General features: G+C 69.9%; 17 protein-coding genes. 7 read left to right on the top strand and 10 right to left on the bottom strand.

Features of this window, described 5'->3' with window-relative positions:
• Positions 1–55 precede the first annotated feature (55 nt).
• Positions 56–529: a GNAT family N-acetyltransferase gene (locus tag J2Y69_RS03695; RefSeq protein ID WP_310017663.1), complete on the bottom strand. Its 474-nt coding sequence runs from the start codon at positions 527–529 to the stop codon at positions 56–58.
• Positions 529–2,607 carry a DNA gyrase/topoisomerase IV subunit B gene (locus J2Y69_RS03690; protein WP_310017662.1) on the bottom strand — a complete coding sequence of 693 codons (2,079 nt, stop codon included), beginning with the start codon at positions 2,605–2,607 and terminating at the stop codon, positions 529–531. Before J2Y69_RS03690 ends, J2Y69_RS03695 begins: the two co-directional genes overlap by 1 nt.
• Positions 2,608–2,798: 191 nt before the next feature.
• Here J2Y69_RS03690 and J2Y69_RS03685 point away from each other — a divergent pair, with 191 nt between their 5' ends.
• Complete coding sequence (locus J2Y69_RS03685) at positions 2,799–3,014, top strand: DUF7455 domain-containing protein (protein WP_310017661.1); 216 nt, start codon at positions 2,799–2,801, stop codon at positions 3,012–3,014.
• Between the two features lie 113 nt (positions 3,015–3,127).
• On the opposite strand, the gene J2Y69_RS03680 is transcribed toward J2Y69_RS03685, so the two are convergent.
• Together J2Y69_RS03680 and J2Y69_RS03675 are read right to left on the bottom strand one after the other, a co-directional pair.
• Positions 3,128–4,183: an alanine racemase gene (locus J2Y69_RS03680; RefSeq protein WP_310017660.1), complete on the bottom strand. Its 1,056-nt coding sequence runs from the start codon at positions 4,181–4,183 to the stop codon at positions 3,128–3,130.
• Entirely contained in the window at positions 4,171–4,878 is a 708-nt protein-coding gene (locus J2Y69_RS03675) for an alanine racemase (RefSeq protein ID WP_310017658.1), read from the bottom strand. Before J2Y69_RS03675 ends, J2Y69_RS03680 begins: the two co-directional genes overlap by 13 nt.
• Before the next feature lie 140 nt (positions 4,879–5,018).
• Here J2Y69_RS03675 and J2Y69_RS03670 point away from each other — a divergent pair, with 140 nt between their 5' ends.
• Positions 5,019–6,041: a sugar-transfer associated ATP-grasp domain-containing protein gene (locus tag J2Y69_RS03670; RefSeq protein WP_310017656.1), complete on the top strand. Its 1,023-nt coding sequence runs from the start codon at positions 5,019–5,021 to the stop codon at positions 6,039–6,041.
• A gap of 10 nt (positions 6,042–6,051) precedes the next feature.
• On the opposite strand, the gene J2Y69_RS03665 is transcribed toward J2Y69_RS03670, so the two are convergent.
• The 3 genes from J2Y69_RS03665 to J2Y69_RS03655 form a co-directional block, all read right to left on the bottom strand.
• Positions 6,052–6,756, bottom strand: coding sequence for a coenzyme F420-0:L-glutamate ligase (locus J2Y69_RS03665; protein ID WP_310017655.1), 705 nt, complete (start codon positions 6,754–6,756; stop codon positions 6,052–6,054).
• Positions 6,753–8,000, bottom strand: a complete 1,248-nt coding sequence (locus J2Y69_RS03660) for an RNA polymerase sigma factor (RefSeq protein WP_310017653.1) — start codon at positions 7,998–8,000, stop codon at positions 6,753–6,755. Before J2Y69_RS03660 ends, J2Y69_RS03665 begins: the two co-directional genes overlap by 4 nt.
• Before the next feature lie 220 nt (positions 8,001–8,220).
• Positions 8,221–9,168, bottom strand: a complete 948-nt coding sequence (locus tag J2Y69_RS03655) for a proteasome assembly chaperone family protein (protein WP_310017651.1) — start codon at positions 9,166–9,168, stop codon at positions 8,221–8,223.
• Between the two features lie 110 nt (positions 9,169–9,278).
• Between J2Y69_RS03655 and J2Y69_RS03650 the strand changes: the two genes are divergently transcribed.
• From J2Y69_RS03650 to sucB, 3 genes are all read left to right on the top strand, one after another.
• Positions 9,279–10,772 carry a leucyl aminopeptidase gene (locus J2Y69_RS03650; protein ID WP_310017649.1) on the top strand — a complete coding sequence of 498 codons (1,494 nt, stop codon included), beginning with the start codon at positions 9,279–9,281 and terminating at the stop codon, positions 10,770–10,772.
• Complete coding sequence (gene lpdA / locus J2Y69_RS03645; protein WP_310017647.1) at positions 10,769–12,142, top strand: dihydrolipoyl dehydrogenase; 1,374 nt, start codon at positions 10,769–10,771, stop codon at positions 12,140–12,142. The genes J2Y69_RS03650 and lpdA overlap by 4 nt, the downstream gene beginning before the upstream one ends.
• A 75-nt stretch (positions 12,143–12,217) precedes the next feature.
• Positions 12,218–13,921: a 2-oxoglutarate dehydrogenase, E2 component, dihydrolipoamide succinyltransferase gene (sucB, locus tag J2Y69_RS03640; RefSeq protein ID WP_310017646.1), complete on the top strand. Its 1,704-nt coding sequence runs from the start codon at positions 12,218–12,220 to the stop codon at positions 13,919–13,921.
• A gap of 10 nt (positions 13,922–13,931) precedes the next feature.
• On the opposite strand, the gene J2Y69_RS03635 is transcribed toward sucB, so the two are convergent.
• Positions 13,932–15,542: a hypothetical protein gene (locus J2Y69_RS03635; RefSeq protein ID WP_310017644.1), complete on the bottom strand. Its 1,611-nt coding sequence runs from the start codon at positions 15,540–15,542 to the stop codon at positions 13,932–13,934.
• 156 nt (positions 15,543–15,698) lie between these two features.
• Between J2Y69_RS03635 and J2Y69_RS03630 the strand changes: the two genes are divergently transcribed.
• On the top strand, positions 15,699–16,409 hold the full coding sequence (locus J2Y69_RS03630) for a DUF4191 domain-containing protein (RefSeq protein WP_310017641.1): 711 nt from the start codon (positions 15,699–15,701) through the stop codon (positions 16,407–16,409).
• 78 nt (positions 16,410–16,487) lie between these two features.
• On the opposite strand, the gene J2Y69_RS03625 is transcribed toward J2Y69_RS03630, so the two are convergent.
• The gene (locus J2Y69_RS03625) at positions 16,488–17,684 is read right to left on the bottom strand and encodes a RimK family alpha-L-glutamate ligase (RefSeq protein WP_310017637.1); all 1,197 of its coding nucleotides are present in this window, start codon (positions 17,682–17,684) and stop codon (positions 16,488–16,490) included.
• Between the two features lie 17 nt (positions 17,685–17,701).
• On the opposite strand from J2Y69_RS03625, the gene J2Y69_RS03620 reads away from it, so the two are divergent.
• Positions 17,702–18,190: an ATP-dependent zinc protease family protein gene (locus J2Y69_RS03620; protein ID WP_310017634.1), complete on the top strand. Its 489-nt coding sequence runs from the start codon at positions 17,702–17,704 to the stop codon at positions 18,188–18,190.
• A gap of 32 nt (positions 18,191–18,222) precedes the next feature.
• On the opposite strand, the gene J2Y69_RS03615 is transcribed toward J2Y69_RS03620, so the two are convergent.
• Positions 18,223–18,654, bottom strand: a complete 432-nt coding sequence (locus J2Y69_RS03615; RefSeq protein ID WP_310017632.1) for an RDD family protein — start codon at positions 18,652–18,654, stop codon at positions 18,223–18,225.
• Positions 18,655–18,684 lie beyond the last annotated feature (30 nt).

The following is an 18,684-nucleotide window of genomic DNA, read 5'->3' as shown; positions in this document are numbered from 1 at the left end:
GCCGCCTGTACGAGGCCGGAGGACAGGACGTCCTCCCCCGACGCGAGATCGGAGCTCAGTCCGTCCCGACCGACGAGGAACCGGTCGGGGGCCTGCGCATCCAGACGTCCACCCCGTCGTCCTCCTCGGCGACGAAGCCGTGCCGCTCGTAGAGTCCGCGCGCCGCCGAGCCCACGAGGACCTGAAGCCGGACGGTGAGCGAGGCGGGAACCTCGGCGAGCAGGGCGACGAGCACCGCCGAGCCGATCCCGCTCCCCTGGCGCGCGGCGGTGAGATAGAACATCTCCAGCCAGAGCTCGCCGTCCTCCGGACGCAGCGTGACGGTGCCGATGACCACGCCGTCCTCGAGGATCATCCGGGTATCGCCCGGTGAGAAGTGGGCGATCACCCTCTCGCGGGAGCGCTCGGGGCTCCATCCGACCAATCGGTCCAGGTCCGCGCTCAGGACCTCGGCCTTCAACGCGACGACGGCCTCGAGATCGTCCGGCACCGCGGGACGCAAGGAGATCCCGGAGGGCAGCGCGGTCATCACGCGTCGATGGCGTCCCGGGCCAGCCGGTCCGACGAATCGATGATGAACTCGCGACGGGGTGCGACCTCGTTGCCCATCAGGAGCTCGAAGACGCGCCCCGCGGCCTCGGCGTCCTCCATCCGCACCCGCCGGAGCAGACGTCCTGAGCGATCCATCGTCGTGGTCGCGAGCTGCTCGGCGTCCATCTCCCCGAGTCCCTTGTACCGCTGCACCGGCTCGTGCCAGCGCTTGTTCTGCTTGCGGAGCTTGGCCAGCAGAGAGTGCAGCTCCTGCTCGCTGTAGGTGTAGATCGTCTCGTTCGGCTTGGACCCAGGGTTCATGACGATCACCCGATGCAGCGGCGGGACCGCGGCGAAGACCCGACCGTCCTCGATCAACGGCCGCATGTAGCGGAAGAACAGGGTGAGCAGGAGCGTGCGGATGTGCGCGCCGTCGACGTCGGCGTCGCTCATGAGGATGATCTTGCCGTAGCGCGCCGTGGAGAGGTCGAACGACCGCCCGGAGCCCGCACCGATCACCTGGATGATCGACGCGCACTCGGTGTTGGACAGCATGTCGCTGACCGACGCCTTCTGCACGTTGAGGATCTTCCCCCGGATCGGGAGGAGCGCCTGATACTCGCTGTTGCGTGCGTTCTTCGCCGTGCCCAGCGCCGAGTCGCCCTCGACGATGAACAGCTCTGACTGCGACACATCGCTCGTCCGGCAGTCCACGAGCTTCGCGGGAAGGGAGGAGGACTCCAGCGCGTTCTTCCGGCGCTGCGTCTCCTTGTGCGCGCGGGCGGAGACGCGCGCCTTCATCTCGGCGACGATCTTGTCCAGGAGCATCGACGCCTGGTTCTTGTCGTCCCGCTTCGTGGACGAGAACCGCAGGCCGAGCTCCTTGCGGACCACCTGCGCGACGATCGCCCGGACCGCGGGGGTGCCGAGGACCTCCTTGGTCTGGCCCTCGAACTGCGGCTCGGGCACCGAGACGGTGAGCACCGCGGTGAGCCCCGCGAGCACATCGTCCTTCTCGAGCTTGTCGTTGCCGACCTTCAGCCGCCGCGCGTTCTGATCGACCTGCGCGCGGAGGACCTTCAGTAGCTCCTGCTCGAAGCCCTGCTGATGGGTGCCGCCCTTGGGAGTGGCGATGATGTTCACGAACGACCGGGTCGTCGTCTCGTAGCCGGTCCCCCAGCGCAGCGCGATGTCCACGGCGCACTCGCGGTCCACGGAGGTCGCGCTCATAGAGCCGTCCGGCTGCAGCACCGGGACGGTCTCGGTGAAGCTGCCGCTCCCCTGCAGCCGCCAGGTGTCCGTGACCGGCGCGTCGGCGGCGAGGTACTCGACAAACTCGCTGATCCCGCCCTCGTAGAGGTAGGAGGTCTCGACGACCTCCTCGCCGCGCTCGTCCCGGACGACGATCTCGAGCCCGGGGACCAGGAACGCGGTCTGCCTCGCGCGGTTCTCCAGCTCCGCGAGCTGGAACTCCGCATCCTTGGTGAAGATCTGCCGGTCGGCCCAGTAACGCACACGGGTCCCCGTGACCCCGCGAGCCGTCTTCCCGACGACCTTGAGCTCGCTCCCGTCCTCGAACGGCGAGAACGGCGCATCGGGCCGGATGCCGTCGTCGTCGGCGAACGTTCCCGGCTCTCCACGGTGGAAGGACATCGCGTAGGTCTTCCCGCCGCGGTCCACCTCCACGTTCAAGCGCTCGGACAGGGCGTTGACGACGGACGCGCCGACGCCGTGCAGACCGCCGGATGCCGCATAGGAGCCGCCGCCGAACTTCCCGCCCGCGTGCAGCTTCGTGTAGACGACCTCGACACCGGTGAGACCCGTGCGCGGCTCGACGTCCACGGGGACCCCGCGACCGCGGTCCCGCACCTCGATGCTGTCGTCGGCGTGCAGCACGACGTCGATGCGCGTGCCGTTGCCCGCCACCGCCTCGTCCACCGAGTTGTCGATGATCTCCCACACGCAGTGCATGAGGCCGGGCGACCCGTTGGAGCCGATGTACATTCCCGGGCGCTTTCGCACCGCTTCGAGGCCCTCGAGGACCTGCAGATGATGGGCGGAATACTCGGCTGTCACAATCTCCCATCGTATCGGCGGGCAGGAGCACCGGCCGCAGGACACTCCTAGCCATCGCCTAGCCGCCACCGGAGGCGTGGGGGCCGCGTACGCGGTGAGCGAAACACGCCGTCGTCCGGGCATGACTCCCGGGTCGGCGTGGTTGTATTGAACACGCTCCACCGCGTACCCGACAACGAGGAGGCATCGAGATGAACGCCACTACCGAACGTGAAGCACCGGCTTTCGACTACCGTCTCACGGCCTTGGACCGCTGCGACTCCTGCGGTGCGCAGGCCTACATCGCCGCCGAGGTCAACGGCAGCGAACTTCTGTTCTGCGCGCACCACGGTCGCAAGTACGAAGAGAAGCTGCGCTCGATCGCGACCAGCTGGCACGACGAGACGGCTCGCCTCCTCGACGCCTGACCGCGGCAGGACCACAGACATCGAAGCGCCCGGGACCATCGGTCTCGGGCGCTTCCTTCTGCGTTCCTCGCCGACCGGCCGACCGTGCGACGACGAACCGTGCGACGACCGGCTCAGCCCGTGATGTGACGCCGTCGCACCCGTGACGCGAGACGGGTGAGGATCTCCTCGCCGACCGTGCCGATCGCCTCGGCCAGCGTGGTGGCCGAGGACTCGCCGTGCGCCCCGTCGCCGAACAGGACGACTTCGTCGCCCTCCTGCGCCCCCGGCCATGCGCGGACCCGGATCCGGTCCAGTCCCACGGCCGTGAGCGGCCGCGCCCCGGCCGGCGTTCCGACCCCGACGCGTCCGGCGAGCGTGCTCGGCACGCCGTCCAGTGCGCCGATGGACACGACCGCCTCCTCGCCCTCGATGCCGACGACCGGGGCGACGAGCGACGCGATCGGCACGAGGCCGGGAAGCTCGGGACCGTCCGCCGAACGGATGCCGTAGCAGAACGCCCCGACGCGGACGATGTCCCCGCGGAGCTCCGGGCGCAGCCAGGTGGCGGCGGACGCGGTGAGGTGGGTGCGGGGGACCTCGGCGCCGAGCTCCCGTGCCTCGCCCAGAGCCGCGAGGAAGCAGGCATGCGCCGCGTCGTCCTCCTCGTCGCTCGCCTCGGCGAGGTGGCTCCACGCGCCGACCAGCTCGACGCTGCTCTCGCGCTGTGCACGGAGCGCCGTCTCGACGCCACGCGGCCATTCCGCCGCGGACAGGCCGTTCCGGTGCAGGCCGGTGTCGACCTTCAGATGCACCCGTGCGCGTGCCCCCAGCCGCTCGGCCTGCACGATGACGCGGTCGAGGTACTCGAGGGTGCCGACGCCGAGGTCAACACCCCCGATGATCGCCTCGGCGATCTCGTCATCGGCGGAGGTGACCCACGCGAACAGGGAGACCTCGGGGCCGACCGCCTCGCGCAGGAGGACGGCGCTGGGGACGTCGTAGGCGCCGATCCAGCGGATGCCGGCCGAGACTGCGGCCTCGGCGATGCCACGGAGCCCATGGCCGTATGCGTCGTCCTTCACGACGAGCATGAGAGCTGCCGGATCGACCCGATCCTGCAGCGTCGCCAGGTTCGCGCGGAACCGCGTGTCGTCGACGCGCAGCTCCGGCCGGATCAGGACTCCCACGCGCGCTCCGTCTTCTGGCCGACCACGGCCACCAGCTCGGGGACGGACATTCCCGTCGGACCGGTCCATTCCGACAGCGCGGCCGCGACCGGTCCGCGTCCGCCGAAGTATGTCGCCTCGTCACCGATCTCCACGGCCGCCTCGCCGATGTCGATCACGCACACGTCCATCGCGATCCGGCCGACGATCGGGTGCCGGAGGCCGCCGATCTCCACCGAGGCACGGTTCCCGAGCGCACGGACGATGCCCTGGGCATAGCCGCCGGAGACAAGGGCCAGGCGGGAGTCGCGCTCCGCACGGTACGCGTAGCCGTAGGACACGCCACCGCCGGCCTCGATGGCCTTGGTCGAGAGCACCCGTCCCACCGCACGCATCACCGGATCGCCCGGCAGCACGCCGGCGGAGTCCGGGAGACCGTACAGGAGCATCGGGTCGAGATCCGGCTCCTCGCCCACGGTCGCCACGATGCCCTCGAAGGCGAGGGCATCCACCTCGGCGGGGTCATCGACCCGCACCGCGCGCGCACCCGCCGCGGAGACGGCCTGTGCGACGCCGAGGAGACCGTGTCCCCAGGCGTCCCGGCGCAGATCGGCGACTCCGCGGCCGCCGGCCGCGACCGCGCGCGCCGCGCCGAGCGCGAGGGCCGAGCGCGAGATCAGTGTGCGCAGGGTCGCACTCCGGGAAAGCTCGCTCACGGTGCCAGTCTATCGGGCGCCTCCGACGGACCCGATCGGCGGTGCGCTCCCCCGCAGCCCCGCGGCCCCGCGGCCCCGCGGGAGACGATCAGGCGCCCGACCTAGAATGGAGCGTCCCTCGTCCCCGTCCCGGAGTACGCATGCCCTCGAACGGCCTCGGCCTCAAGCCCCGCATCAGCTATCTCGTCGAGCGAGCCCGTCGCATCAACGTCGGCTCCGTGATCGAGCGCGCGAAGGAGGCATCGGCCCAGCACGGCAAGGCGACCCCCGCGATCGTCGTCGACATGCTGTGGTCGGCCGCGCGCCACAACGTGGGGTTCCAGGACTACATCGACTACGACTTCGCGATCCTGAACCGGGCGGAGCGGGCGACCTACATGACCCACCCCGTCTCGAACCAGCTCTCGGAGCGCTACTCGCATCCCGACTACCGGCACCTCTTCCACGACAAGATCGAGTTCGATCGCCGCTTCAGCGACTTCCTGCGACGCGAATGGATGGTCATCGAGCCGGGAAACGCCGATGAGCTCCGCTCCTTCGTCGAGCGACTGGGCACTGTCGTCGTGAAGACCCCGATGGGCCAGGCCGGCTCCGGCGTGTTCCGGTACCACGCCGCCGACGTGACCGACTGGGACGCGTTCCACCGGGATCTGCTCGACCGCGGACGCCTGCTCGTCGAGGAGGTCATCGTCCAGCATCCCGACCTCGCGGCCGTCTGCCCCGGCACCGTGAACACCACCCGGATCACCGCGTTCTTCGACGGTGAGAAGACCCACATCCTCGCGATGGCGCAGAAGTTCGGGCGCGGCGAGGTGAGCGACCAGATGTCGTTCGGCGGCTTCTACACAATGCTGGACGACGACGGCCACTCGGTCGGCGCCGGCTACGACTCACATGGACACGTGCACGTCGAGCACCCCGACTCCGGCTTCCGGATCGCCGACTTCCAGCTGCCCCTCATCGACGAGGTGAAGGCGTTCATCGACCAGGTCGCCCGGGTCGTCCCGCAGATGCAGTACGTCGGATGGGACATCGTGGTCGGGCCGACCGGCCCCGTGCTCGTCGAGGGCAACTGGGGTGCCGGGGTGTACGAGAACAAGCCGAGCGTCACGGGCGTGCGCACCGGCCACAAGCCGCGCTACCAGGCGGCCATCAAGTTCTGACGGCGAGGGCTCACGCCGCCCGGATCACTCCGAGCGGCGTGGACTCCGTTCCCTGTCCGAGCGGGTTGTCCTTCAGGATCGCCACGAGACGGCGCTCGCCGGCGCGGTCCAGGGTCGAGCCGAGGATGTTGCCGCCCAGGTCGTTGATGTCGACGACCGCGACCTCGCAGCCGGCGTTCAGCATCGCCTTCAGGTGCGCCGCGACCTCGCGGGGCCTTTCGGGGCCCAGCACGACGGCCCGGTCATACGGCGGCATCGTTCCCGTGGTGGGGCCGTCGATCGCCCGTGCCTTGTCCCCGGCGATCCGATAGAAGTCGCCCTTGCGGCCGAACGCCTTCGTCACCGCGGACACCGCGGCGGCGAACAGGATCCGGATCGGCCCGCATTCGCGGAGCGCCATCTCCATCGTCTCCGGCATGCCGAGACCGATGCCGTGCGGCGTCCTGGTGACGTAGCGCGAGAGGAACCGCGCCAGCGGACGGGGCGTGATCTCCTCCAGCATGAAGGAGCGTCCCTGCGTGATCGCCACGATCTTCTCCGTGACGAACAGCACATCGCCCGGGCGGACGACGTCCGTCGCGTACTCGGAGATCACCGCATCGAGGTCGTCGCCGGGCATGACCACGCGCGTGCGGATGGGGACGCGCACGAAGCGCTCCCCGTCCACCGCGATCTCGAGCTTCTTGCCGTCGTTCGGCTGCCCCGCCGCACTCACTCGAGGTAGTCCCGCAGCGACTGCGAACGGCTGGGGTGCCGGAGCTTGGCCATGGTCTTGGACTCGATCTGACGGATGCGCTCGCGCGTGACGCCGAACGTGTCGCCGATCTGGTCCAGCGTCTTCGGCTGCCCGTCGCCGAGGCCGAAACGCATGCGGATCACGCCGGCCTCGCGCTCGGAGAGCGAGTCCAGCAGTTGCTCGAGCTGACGCTGCAGCATCGTGAAGCCCACGGCGTCCGCAGGGACCACGGCCTCGGTGTCCTCGATGAGGTCGCCGAACTCGCTGTCGCCGTCCTCGCCGAGCGGAGTGTGCAGCGAGATCGGCTCACGCCCGTACTTCTGCACCTCCACGACCTTCTCCGGGGTCATGTCGAGCTCCTTGGAGAGCTCCTCCGGAGTGGGCTCGCGCCCGAGGTCCTGCAGCATCTGGCGCTGCACGCGGGCGAGCTTGTTGATGACCTCGACCATGTGCACCGGGATGCGGATGGTGCGGGCCTGATCGGCCATGGCGCGGGTGATCGCCTGCCGGATCCACCACGTCGCGTAGGTGGAGAACTTGAAGCCCTTGGTGTAGTCGAACTTCTCCACGGCACGAATGAGCCCGAGGTTGCCCTCCTGGATGAGGTCCAGGAACTGCATGCCACGGCCGGTGTAGCGCTTGGCGAGCGAGACGACCAGGCGCAGGTTCGCGCCCAGCAGGTGGCTCTTGGCGCGCTGTCCGTCACGGGCGACCCACTGCAGGTCGAGCCCCAGCTGGTTCGTCTTCTCGGCGGCGGTCATGTTCGCGAGCTTCTCCTCGGCGAACAGTCCCGCCTCGATCCGCATGGCGAGCTCGACCTCTTCGGCCGCGTTCAGGAGCGCGACCTTTCCGATCTGCTTCAGGTAGTCCTTGACCGGGTCCGCCGTCGCGCCGGTGATCTGCGTCGAGTAGACAGGGACGTCGTCCTCGTCGTTGGAGCTGATCACGATCGCGCCGGTGGGCAGCGGCTCGGTGAAGGCCGGCTTCTTGGCGTCGTCGTCATCGCCGTCCGCCGAGGCCTCTTCGCCGTCGGCTCCGACGGGCACGTCGCCGGCGGTGTCGTCCGCCTCGTCGTCGGCCTTCTTCTTCTTGACCGGAGCCTTGGTGCTCTTGCGTGCGGCGGGCTTCTTCGCCGCAGGAGCGGCGACGGCCAGCTCCTCGGCGGTCTCCTCCGCCTCGTCCGCCTTCTTCGTCCGGGTGTTCTTCTTCGTGGCAGTCGTCACGTTTTGCCTTTCATGGGGGCTGCGCGGGCTCCCCTGGCCGATTCGGACACTAGTAAGACCCTTGTCAAGTCCTTTTCACCGGCGGGCGGCGATTGGTTGACAACGGGTCGGTTCTCCAGTATCGCACATCTGACAGCGTCCGGCGCCGAGTTCGACGGAACCGTGTCGCCTCCGTCGCGGTTCGGCCTCGGACGGTGCGGGAACGCGGGTCAGACGTCGGTCAGGAGAGACCGTTCTTGTCGTCGTCCCCCGTCGGACGCGAGGCGAGGAAACGCTCGAGCTCGGCGGCCAGCTCGTCGGCGCTCGGGAGCGAGCCCTCGTCGAAGGCGACCGTGCCGCCCTCGGAGAGCCCCATCTCCGCCGTGAGCCCCGCCATGTACGCGTCGTGGCGCTGCTCGAGGGAGGAGATCATCTGACGCAGCTCGTCGTTGCCGTCCACCTGCTCCTCGACCCGGGCAAGGTAGTCGGCCTGCTTGTCGCGTAGCCCGTCCGTCGCCAGCACGAGACCCGTCGCGGACATGATGCGATCCGCCGCCGCCATCGCCGCACCCGGGTGCTCGGTGTCCGCCAGGTAGTGGGGAACGAGCAGGATGAAGCCCGCGATCAGGTCTCCGCGCTCGGCGAACCGGAACTCCAGCAGGTGTCCCGCCGTCGCGGGGACCTGCGTCCGCGGCCGCCATACGGAATGGGCTGCCGTGAGCTCGCTGCGCGTCCCGCTGACGGTGGTCCCGAACGGCCGCGTGTGCGGCACGGGCATCGCGATCGAGTGCACCCAGGTGACCGTCGACGCGCCGTACTCGTCGAAGAGGCCGAGAACCGCGTCCGTGAAGGCGTTCCAGGCGAAATCGGGCTCGTAGCCGGAGAGGAGGAGGAAGGGCTGCCCCAGTGCGTCGGCGGCGAGCGAGAGCTCGAGCCGTGCCGGACGGTACTCGGTCAGGTGATCCTGGTCGAAGGTGACGACGGGACGTCGCGCGCGGTAGTCCAGGAGCATGTCGTTGTCGAAGACGATCAGCGGTTGCGGGCTCGCCGTCTCCTTCAGATGATCGATGACGCCGGACACGGCGGATCCCGCGTCGGTGAAGCCCGTCAGCAGGACGACGAGCGGCAGGCCGTCCGGCACCGCCGGGGCGCTGGCGACGCGTTCGAACAGTTCTCCGGAGAAGGGCATGCATCCATGCTACGAGCAGCCCCGCACCCGGGGTCCGATGACCGCTGAGAGCGAACACGCGCGTCCTCGAGCCGCCGCCGACGCACCGTTCCGAACCTAGGATGGGAATCATGACCTCCCCTGCGCTCGAGCTCTCACAAGGTGCTCCGGCGGATGCGAACGCGGATGCGGTCGTGCTCGTCGTCCCCGGCATCTCCGAAGACAGCTCATCCCTCCGCCCGTTCGATGCCGTCGCCGGACCGCTTCGCGCCGTCGGCTTCACGGGCTCGCCGAACTCGTTCACGCGGATCTACGCGCCGGAGGTCACCGACCTCCCGCTCGCCGTCGTCGGCACTGGCCCTGATCCTGACGCACGCAAGGTGCGCGAGGCCGTCGGCACGGCGCTCCGCTCGCTCACCGGGTTCGCCCGTGTCTCGGTCCTCCTCGCCGATGACCTCGCCCGGTTCGCCGAGGCGGCCGCCGAGGGCGCGCTCCTCGGCGCCTACCGCTTCGACGACTACCGGTCCACCGAGGAGCCCGGTCGCGCAGGGACCGTCATCCTGCACGCGGACCTCACCCTCGAAGAGACCGCACGCGCCTCGGCGATCGCCGAGGCCGTCGCGCTCACCAAGGACCTGGTGACCACGCCGGCGGAATGGCTCGGACCGGCCGATCTCGCCGATCGAGCGGTCCAGGCCGTCGAGGGTCTCGCGATCACTGCCGAGGTGCTCGATGAGAAGGACCTCGCCGCGCAGGGCTTCGGCGGAATCCTCGGCGTCGGCCAGGGGTCGGACCGCCCGCCGCGTCTCGTGCGCCTGGACTACTCCCCTGCCGGCGCGGTCGGTCACATCGCGCTGGTCGGCAAGGGCATCACCTTCGATACCGGGGGGCTGTCCTTGAAGCCCCCGGCGAGCATGGTCGGGATGAAGTTCGACATGACCGGCGCCGCCAGCGTGCTCGCCGTCATCCGCGCGGTCGCGACCCTCGGGCTGCCGATCCGCATCACGTCCTGGCTCTGCGTCGCCGAGAACATGCCGTCCGGGCGCGCCATCCGTCCGGGCGACGTCCTCCGTCTCGCGGACGGGCAGACCGTCGAGGTCCTCAACACGGACGCCGAGGGGCGTCTCGTCCTGGGCGACGGGCTCGTGGCCGCGAGCCGCGAGCGGCCGGACCTCGTGATCGACGTCGCGACGCTGACCGGCGCGATCATCGTCTCCCTCGGCATGCGTCACACCGGAGTCTTCGGCGACGACGAGGCGGTGACCGAGCTCCTCGACGCCGCGGCAGCGGCCGGCGAGGAGGCCTGGCCCATGCCCCTCCCCGCGCACATGGAGGATGACCTGAAGTCCCCGATCGCCGACATGGTCAACGCCAAGATCGGCGACCCGGCCGGCGGGTCCCTGTTCGCCGGCCTGTTCCTCCGCCGCTTCGTCGGACGCGTCTCCGACGAAGCGGACGCGCCGCGCATCCCCTGGCTCCACCTGGACATCGCCGGTTCGTCCGAGCACAAGGGCGCCCCGTACGGATACACGGACAAGGGCGCGACCGGCGCCATGGTCCGCACGTTGATCGCGTTCGCCGAGGAGCGGGCCGCGGCAGGACGAGTGAACGGAGAACCCGCATGACCACGAACGCTTTCGACATCGTCATCCTCGGCGGCGGCAGCGGCGGCTATGCCGCCGCGATCCGCGCGGCCGAGCTCGGCAAGAGCGTGGCGCTCATCGAGAAGGACAAGGTCGGCGGGACCTGCCTGCACCGTGGCTGCATCCCGACCAAGGCGCTGCTGCACTCGGCCGAGATCGCGGAGAACGTCCGCGATGCGGCGAAGTACGGCGTGACCGCGGTCCTCGACGGGATCGACCCCGCGGGCGTCCGCGCCTACCGCGAGGGCATCGTCGCGAAGAAGTACAAGGGGCTCGAAGGCCTGATCAAGGCCCGCGGGATCACCGTCGTCACCGGCGAGGGACGCTTGGAGGCCGACCGCACCGTCCGCGTCGGCAACGACCTCTACACCGGCACCGATGTGGTGCTCGCGACCGGCTCGTACAGCCGATCGCTCCCCGGTCTGGAGATCGGCGGCCGGATCCTCACCAGCGAGCAGGCGCTCGCGCTCGAGGAGGTCCCCCGGCGGGTCGTGATCCTGGGCGGCGGCGTGATCGGCGTCGAGTTCGCGAGCGTCTGGCGCTCCTTCGGCGCCGAGGTCACGATCGTCGAGGCGCTCCCCCATCTCGCGCCGAACGAGGACGTAGCGCTCAGCAAGGGTCTGGAGCGCGCCTTCCGCCGACGGGGGATCTCCTCCTCGCTCGGTGTCCGGTTCCAGAGCGCGACCCAGAGCGAGGAGGCCGTCACCGTCACGCTGGAGAACGGCACCTCCTACGAGGCCGACTATCTTCTCGTGGCCGTCGGACGCGGACCCGCGACCGACGGGCTCGGATTCGCCGAGGCCGGCATCGCGATGGATCGCGGATTCGTCCTCGCCGACCCCGAGCTGCGCACGAACGTGCCCGGCATCTGGGCCGTCGGCGACATCGTCCCCGGCCTGCAGCTGGCGCATCGCGGCTTCCTCCAGGGGATCGCCGTCGCCGAGCGGATTTCCGGTCTCTCCCCCGCCCCTGTCCCCGAGTCCCAGACCCCCCGGGTCACCTACTGCAGCCCCGAGGTCGCCTCCGTCGGCGTCACCGAGGCCGCCGCGGTCGAGGAGCACGGTCAGGACGCGGTCGTCTCCTACGAGTACAACCTCGCGGGGAACGGCAAGAGCGAGATCATCGGCACCGGTGGTCTGGTCAAGGTCGTCCGTCTCAAGGACGGTCCCGTCCTCGGCGTGCACCTCCTCGGCGACCGCGTCGGCGAGCTGATCACCGAGGGACAGCTCGCCGTGAGCTGGGAGGCGTATCCGGAGGAGCTGGCCCCGCTGATCCACGCCCATCCGACACAGAGCGAGGCTCTCGGCGAGGCCTTCCTCGCGCTCGCCGGCAAGCCGCTGCATGCGCTCTGAGCGCCGGGTCGCATCTTCGACCGCAGACATCACTAAGCTTGAGAACGTTACGAACTTCCTGAAGGAGACTCCGTCATGAGCACATCCGTGGTCCTCCCCGCTCTCGGAGAGAGCGTCACCGAGGGTACGGTCACCCGCTGGCTCAAGCAGGTCGGCGACACTGTAGCGGTCGACGAAGGCCTGCTCGAGGTCTCGACCGACAAGGTGGACACCGAGATCCCGTCCCCCGTCGCCGGCGTCGTGGAGGAGATCCTGATCGCCGAGGACGAGACCGTCGAGATCGGCGCGCTCCTCGCTCGCATCGGTGACGGCTCTGCGGCCGCTGCTGACGTCCCTGCGGCGCCCGCCGCGGAGCCCGAGGCCGCCCCGGTGACCGAGGCCCCCGCGCAGACCGTCGCCGAGGAGGTCGCTCCGGCCCAGGCCACGACGCCGAGTTCGGACGCGACCGACATCGTCCTGCCCGAGCTCGGTGAGAGCGTCACCGAGGGCACCGTGACCCGCTGGCTCAAGCAGATCGGCGACACGGTCGCGGTCGACGAGGCCCTGCTGGAGATCTCCACAGACAAGGTCGACACCGAGGTCCCCTCGCCCGTCGCCGGCGTCCTGCAGGAGATCGTGGCCGCCGAGGACGAGACCGTCGCCGTCGGCGCCGTGCTCGCCCGCATCGGCAGCGGTGAGGCTCCGGCTGCCGCCGCTCCGGCCGCTCCCGCCGCCCAGCCCGTCGCTGCACCGGCCCCCGCGGCTCAGCCCGCTCCCGCCGCTGCGCCGGCACCTGCACCCGCGGCTCCCGCACCGGTCACGCCGGCGCCTGCAACGCCGGCCGCTGCTCCCGCCGCCCCGGCCGCGGCTCCCGCTGTGTCGCCCGCCGGCGACGGGGACAAGCTCTACGTGACGCCGCTGGTCCGTCGTCTCGCCGCCCAGCAGGGCGTCGATCTCGCGACGGTGGCCGGCACGGGAGTCGGAGGCCGTATCCGCAAGGAGGACGTCCTCAACGCCGCCCAGAGCGCGCCTGCGACGGCCCCGGCTGCCGCTGCGCCTGCTGCCGCCGTGCGGGAGATCTCGCCGCTGCGCGGGAGCACCCAGCCGATGTCGCGTCTGCGCAAGGTGCTCGCCGAGCGTGCGGTGGCGTCGATGCAGCAGACCGCTCAGCTGACCACGGTGGTCGAGGTCGACGTCACCAAGCTGTCCGAGTACCGCGACCGGGTGAAGAACGAGTTCCACCAGAAGACGGGCGACAAGCTCTCCTTCCTGCCGTTCTTCGCTCTCGCCTCGGCCGAGGCGCTGCAGTCCTTCCCGATCATCAACTCGAGCGTCGACGGCACCGACATCGTCTACCCGGCGACCGAGAACCTGTCGATCGCGGTGGACACCGAGCGCGGACTGCTCACGCCGGTCCTGCGCGACGCCGCGGCGAAGAACCTCGCCCAGATCGCCCACGAGATCGCAGACCTCGCGGCGCGCACCAGGGACAACAAGCTGAAGCCGGACGAGCTCGCCGGCGGCACGTTCACCCTGACCAACACCGGCTCGCGCGGCGCCCTGTTCGACACGCCGGTGGTCTTCCTGCCGCAGTCCGCCATCCTCGGCACGGGCATCGTGGTCAAGCGTCCGGGCATCGTGACGGTCGACGGAGCCCAGGCGATCGCCGTGCGGTCCTACGTCTACCTTGCGCTGTCCTATGACCACCGGATCATCGACGGAGCCGATGCCGCTCGATTCCTCGGCGCGATCAAGGAGCGTCTGGAGACGGCCGACTTCGCCGGTCAGCTCGGGATCTGATTCCATAGCATCACCTCGCTTCCCCGGATGGCGGGTCTGCGACGTCGTAGACGTCTCGGATCCGCCATCCGTCGTCTGTCCGGGCGAGGACGAGCATCGCCGGGCCGCGGCCTCTCTCGACCCTGATCGCGGCGAGGTCACCGTAGTCCTCGATCAGGGTCGGGCTCGCGGCGGTTCCGGCATCGAACGGGCCTCGTCTCGCTCGGTCGCTCCCAGGCACCCATGCCCGCGCGCAGGCACCCTCGTCACCGCCCTCGCACAGCCCGGCGAATCGCAGCAGCTCCGGAACCGCATCGAGCGGCGTCCTCTGCGGGGTCACGATATCGGCACTCGGCGCCTCGACCGACCCGTCGGCCGGTGCCTCAGTCGGTCCCTCCGCCGGCGCCTTGGCCGGCGCCTTGGCCGGTGCCTCGGTCGGTGCCCCTGTCGGTCCCTCGGTCGGTGTCTTGGCCGGTACCGAGGGCATCGGGCTGCTCCCGACATCGTCGGTCGATGAGGCCGGCCACGACGCTCCGCCGATCGCCACCGCGACCGCGACCACAGCGCCAACGAGCGCGGGCCGCGCCCAGCGACGACGTCCCACAGACACCTCCGAGACCGACCTGCCCCCTCCATCCCGGCCCAGACCGTCCCGGCGTGCTCTGTCGTTGCTCGGCCGGGCTCGCCGCGAGGACTCGGTCATCTGCGACCCCCGCCTGCCGACCCCGGTCTGCCCCGGCATGTGCACGCTCTCGCCCCGGACGACGCGGCGCACCATCGCCCATGCGGAGGTCAGCAGGGAACCCTCTGCTCGCGAGGCGGCGACACGCGACCGCCGGTCGATGTCACCGCCGACGAGGCGACGACGTCGAAGCCCGATACCTGCGGCCTCCCCGACCCCGGTCTCGACCCCGCTCCCGGCGTCGCGCCGCCGCCGCTCACGCTCACGCTCGGTCACCGTCGCCGCCGCCCTGGTTGTGGAGATCGCCATGACCGGGTCGGGCTCCCGCTGGCCGACGGGCTCGCAACGAAGCGGCTTCGGCGCGGCGAGCTCGCAGAGCGCGGCCTCCAGCGCCGGCGCCTCGTGACGGGTTCGACGAGGGTCCCCCAGCACCCCACGGATCCGCTCGCAGAGACGCGCGGCGGAACGGTCCGTCGTCTGCTCGCCGAGCGTTCGCACGATCTCCGCCGACGCACGCGCGATCGCCTCGCCGTCGCCCATCACGAACACCGGGCGCCCGGTCACGGTGAGCCACCATCCGCCCATGAGCTCGATGTCGCCGGCCTCGACGACTCCGCGGAGCAGGCTCGCGATGAGCGTGGTCCGCTCCCCCGCCGACAGCGGCGGTCCCGTGCCGTCGCGACGGGCCACGAAGACGGGCACCGTCTCCGTGCACCACGGCAGCAGCACCTCCTGGCCGTCGGTGGTGCGGACGAGGTCCAGCGGCGCGGCGACGTGCATCGCGTCGCCGATGCGCCACCCCGCCCAGCCTTCAAGGGCCGCCGTGTCCACGGCGACGCACACCTCGTCGCCGTGGGAGACCAGGCGCCCTTCGTAGGGTCCCTCGTCCGTCGTCACCCTGCGGATCGTCCGATGCCCGCCACCGAGCACGTCGTCGATCGCCGCCGTTCCGTCTGCCATCGGGCCATTCCACCGGCTTCTCGAGTGCTGCGGGACCACCCGCACGCGATACGTGCACAAGTTCCTCCCCGTGAATCCCTGTGCAGGAGGGAACTTCGCGTTCGCCCGTCGCGAGACCGCACCGATCCGGCCGTGGGAATCGGTAGGCTGACTCCTATGGCAAATCGTCGTCCCGAGCCGGAGAAGCGGCCCGGCTTCTTCTCCCAGATCAGGTCTCTGTACCGGTTCACCCGCGAGGAGTACTCGTGGCTGCCGTGGCTGCAGATCGCGATCCTCATCGCCGGCGTGCTGCTCGGCCTCATCGTGGGATACCTCATCCCCCCGTTCCAGATCTGGTCTCTGATCCTCTGGGGCGTCACCGGTCTCCTGGCCGGCCTCCTCGGCGCGATGTTCACCATGACACGGCTCTCCACGAGCGCCATGTACAAGAAGATCGACGGCAGGCCCGGAGCGGTCGGCCACGTCCTCGGGAACAGTCTCGGACGCAGCTGGCAGTCCTCGGACACCCCGGTGGGCGTCAACCCCAAGTCGCAGGACGCGGTCTACCGCGCGATCGGGCGCGGCGGCATCGTAATCGTCGGCGAGGGTGCCCGCGGACGTCTGACCCGCCTCATCAAGGACGAGAGGACCAAGGCGCTCCGCGTCGCGCACGGCGTCCCGGTCAATGTGCTCTACGTCGGCCACGGCGAGGAGGACATCCCGCTCGACCAGCTCGCGAAGACCATCAAGAAGTACCCCAAGGCGATCGACAGGGCCACGATGGCCGCCGTCATCAAGCGCATGGACTCGGTGTCCCAGACGCTGTCGTCCCTCCCGATCCCGAAGGGCATCGACCCGCTCAAGGCTCGCGCGCCTCGACCGCGCTGATCACGCTCCGCACCGATCGCGGAGACGATGAAGCGCCCCGCCCCTCATGGGCTCGGGGCGCTTCATCGTCTCCGTCCGTCAGGACGATCGGTCAGGCAGCGGCTCCTTCGGCAGGCGTCGCACCTTCGCGCGTCGACGACGCCGCTCCGGGATCATCGAGCGCATCTCGTCCAGCTTCCCGAAGCAGAGCAGCCGATCCTCCGGCTCGAGGATCACATGCTTGCGCGGGTTCGGGATCACGGTCACGCCCCGATGGAGGGTCAGCACCGTGATGTCCCGATCCCAGAGGCCCAGATCACCGAGCTGCCTGCCCACCTGCTCGGCGCCCGCGTGCATCACCAGCTCCGCCACACCGTAGCCGGTGGAGACGCTGAGACGCTGCCGCACATCGATCTCGGGGAAGGCGACCTGCCCCGCGATGTAGTCGATGATCGCGCCGGCGACATCCAGGCCCGTCGCCGCCTCGATGCCCTGCAGGCCCGGAGAGGAGTTGACCTCCATCACCAGAGGACCGTCCTCCCCTTCGAGCATATCCACCCCGGCGACCCGGAGGCCCATGATCTGCGCGGCCCGCACGGCCGTCTGCTCGTAGACCGGATCGAGGGTCACCGCCTCGACGGTGCCACCCCGGTGCACATTGGAACGGAACTCGTCGCCGTGCGCAACCCGTCGCATCGCGGCGACGACCCGGTCGCCGACCACCAGCGCACGGATGTCGCGGCCGCGGCTCTCCGAGATGAACCGCTGGATCAGCACGTTCTGCTTGGTCGAGTGCAGCGTCTCGATGATGGCCTCGGCCACCTTGACCTGAGGGGCGAGGATCACGCCGATCCCCTGCGTGCCCTCCAGCAGCTTGATGACCACCGGTGCGCCGCCGACCCGCTCGATCGCCGGGCGCACATCGGCGCGGTTGCGCACGAAGGCCGTGGGCGGCATCGCGATGTTGTGCTTCGAGAGGATCTGGTTCGCACGGAGCTTGTCGCGCGCGCTGGAGATGCCGTTCGCCGTGTTGGGCGTGTACACGTCCATCTGCTCGAACTGCCGCACCACGGCCGTGCCGAAGTAGGTGATCGAGTTCCCGATGCGCGGGATGACCGCGTCATAGTCGCTCAACGGCCTTCCTCGGTAGTGCAGGTCCGGCTCGTCCGCGGTGAGGTCGATCGCGAAGCGAAGGGTGTTGAGGACCTTCACCTGATGACCCCGCTGGACGGCGGCGGCACGGAGGCGCTGAGTGGAGTACGACTGAGGGGCGCGCGAGAGCACGGCGAGCTTCACGGTGATTTCCTGCCAGGATGGACGATGTGGATCGGTCCCCTCATTCAAGCACCCCGACGGGGTGGCGTGAGTGGGTGAGCCTGCCTGACGTCGGTATTCCGTGGATCAAGGCGAAGATCGACACCGGAGCACGGACCTCGTCACTGCACGCGCAGCACATCCACGAGTTCGAACGCGACGGCGAGCCGTGGGTGCGCTTCGACGTGCGGCCGTGGCAGGGCGCGCACGAGCTGGTCTCGATGGAGCTCCCGGTCTTCGACCGCCGCGACGTCCGCAGCTCCTCCGGCCACGCGCAGAGCCGGCTCGTCGTCCTCCTCGACCTGACTCTCGTCGGCCGCCGGGTGACCGCCGAGGTCACGCTCAGCAACCGCAGCGAGATGGGATTCCGGATGCTGATCGGCCGGGAGGCTCTGCGACAGGGTTTTCTCGTGGATCCGGCCCGTTCCTTCCTCGGAGGCAAAGCGCCCAAGCACTTCCGCCGCCAGAACCGAGGCGTCGCGGCCTGAGCCGAAGGCGTCGAGCCCGTCTCCCCGCGACCTCAGGCGCGGATGAGGACGGTCCCGACCGCCTTGTCGTGCAGCCCCCGCTGATCGGGATCCCAGACCACGGCGGGGATCACCAGCATCAGCATCACGGTGCGCACGATCGGCCGCCACAGCCCCACCCAGCCACCGCCGAGCATCACCAGGCGAAGACCGACGATCCGGTGTCCCGGGCTGCCGCCGATCGTCGGGATGAACAGGATCTGGATCACCGCGAAGACCATCATCGGCGCGAACTGCGTCGCCCCCGCCTCCTGCGGAAGAGCGAACTGCCGGAACCCGAAGAAGGCCATCGCGATGATCGTGGCGGCGGCGTAGTCGATCAGCAGCGCGAGGATGCGCCGCCCAACCCGTGCGACGCTGCCGGAGCCCGTCTGCGGGAGTCCGAGGCGCTCGCCGGGGTACGAGGAGGTGGCGGGTTCGGGCATTCCTCCAGCCTAGGCGACCCGGTATCCGGA

Source organism: Microbacterium resistens, from assembly GCF_031456305.1.
Taxonomy (GTDB): domain Bacteria; phylum Actinomycetota; class Actinomycetes; order Actinomycetales; family Microbacteriaceae; genus Microbacterium; species Microbacterium resistens_A.
Note: the sequence above shows the minus strand (reverse complement) of the source record. Positions and strands in the feature narration are given on the sequence as shown.